Source organism: Streptomyces tendae (genome assembly GCF_014650435.1).
Taxonomy (GTDB): domain Bacteria; phylum Actinomycetota; class Actinomycetes; order Streptomycetales; family Streptomycetaceae; genus Streptomyces; species Streptomyces tendae.
The window spans coordinates 1-1,867 of record NZ_BMUY01000066.1 but is presented as its reverse complement, the minus strand read 5'-3'; the positions used below and the strand labels follow the sequence as shown (position 1 = coordinate 1,867).

The following is a 1,867-nucleotide window of genomic DNA, read 5'->3' as shown; positions in this document are numbered from 1 at the left end:
TCATCCGCCGCCGGCGTCCTCGGCAACGCAGGCCAGGCCAACTACGCAGCCGCCAACGTCTTCCTCGACGCCCTCGCCCAGACCCGGCGCACCGAAGACCTCCCCGGACTCTCCCTGGCCTGGGGCCTGTGGGCCGACGACAGTGCCATGACCGCCGGACTCACCGAAGCGGACGTACGACGGCTGTCACGTTCGGGGGCCGGTGCGCTGTCGGCAGACGAGGGGCTCGCGCTCCTCGACACCGCCGCCGCGGCCGCCCACCACGGCCTGCTGATCCCCGTACGCCTCGACCTCGCCGCCCTGCGCACCGCCGACGCCGCGCCCGAGCGGGTACCGCAGATCCTGCGCGGACTCCTGCCCACCCCGGCCCGGATCCGGCGCAGGGCCGCAGGCGCCGCGACCGGCACGGCAGCCGACGGTGGTGAACTCGCCAGCGCGCTCGCCCCCTTGGACGCCCCGGCGCGCGCGGCACACGTACTGGACCTGATCCGGTCGTGCGTCGCGACGGTGCTCGGGCACGCCTCACCAGACGCGGTCGAACCCGAGAAGTCGTTCAGCGACCTCGGCTTCGACTCACTGACCGCGGTGGACCTGCGCAACCGACTCACCGCCACCACCGGTCTGCATCTGCCCGCCACCCTCGTCTTCGACTATCCGACGTCCGCCGCCCTGGCCGAGCACGTGATGGCACAGGTGGTCGGCGAGGCCGACCGCGTCACCACCCTCGTGCCCGCCGAGGCCGGCGCCGACGACCCCATCGTGATCGTCGGCATGAGCTGCCGCTATCCCGGTGACGTCATGACGCCCGAGGACCTGTGGGACCTCGTCCTGTCGGGCGGCGACGCCGTGTCCGAGTTCCCCTCCGACCGCGGCTGGGATCTGGAGAACGTCTACCACCCCGACCCGGACCACCCCGGCACCACCTACTCATGCGAGGGCGGGTTTCTGCACCGCGCCGCCGCGTTCGACGCGGAGTTCTTCGGGATCTCGCCGCGTGAGGCGTTGGCGATGGATCCGCAGCAGCGGCTGCTGCTGGAGACGTCGTGGGAGGCGTTCGAGCGCGCGGGCATCGACCCGGCCACCCTGCGCGGCAGCCGGACAGGCGTCTTCGCAGGCGTCATGTACCACGACTACGGCTCCCGGCTGCGGGAGGTGCCCGGCCACATGGAGGGGCTGCTGGGCACCGGCACCGCGGCCAGCGTGGTCTCCGGCCGACTGTCGTACACCTTCGGGCTGGAGGGCCCGGCGGTGACCGTCGACACCGCCTGCTCGTCGTCGCTGGTGGCTCTGCACCTTGCGGTGCAGTCACTGCGCGCGGGTGAGTGCGAGATGGCACTCGCGGGTGGTGTCACGGTGATGGCGACGCCCGGCGCGTTCATCAACTTCAGTCGGCACCGCGGCCTGGCGCCCGACGGTCGGTGCAAGGCCTTCGGCGCGGGAGCGGACGGCACCGGGTGGGCCGAGGGCGCGGGCATGCTGCTGGTGGAGCGGCTGTCGGATGCGGAGCGGCTGGGCCACCGGGTGCTGGCGGTGGTGCGGGGCAGCGCCGTCAACCAGGACGGCGCGTCGAATGGTCTGACGGCACCCAACGGGCCGTCCCAGCAGCGGGTGATCCGGCAGGCACTCGCCACCGCGGGACTTGGTCCGACCGACATCGATGTGGTGGAGGGGCACGGCACCGGTACATCGCTGGGTGACCCGATCGAGGTGCAGGCGCTCCAGGCGACCTACGGGCAGGAACGGCCTGCCGAACACCCGCTGTGGCTGGGGTCGTTGAAGTCCAACATCGGGCACGCCCAGGCGGCAGCCGGTGTCGGCGGTGTAATCAAAATGGTCATGGCGCTACGCGAAGGCGTCCTGCCACGCA

General features: G+C 72.1%; 1 protein-coding gene. It reads left to right on the top strand.

Annotation, left to right across the window (positions count from 1 at the left end; translation table 11 throughout):
* Nucleotides 1-1,867, top strand: a 1,867-nt coding sequence (locus IE258_RS40600) for a beta-ketoacyl synthase N-terminal-like domain-containing protein (RefSeq protein ID WP_189750809.1), incomplete at both ends; no start/stop codon positions are given.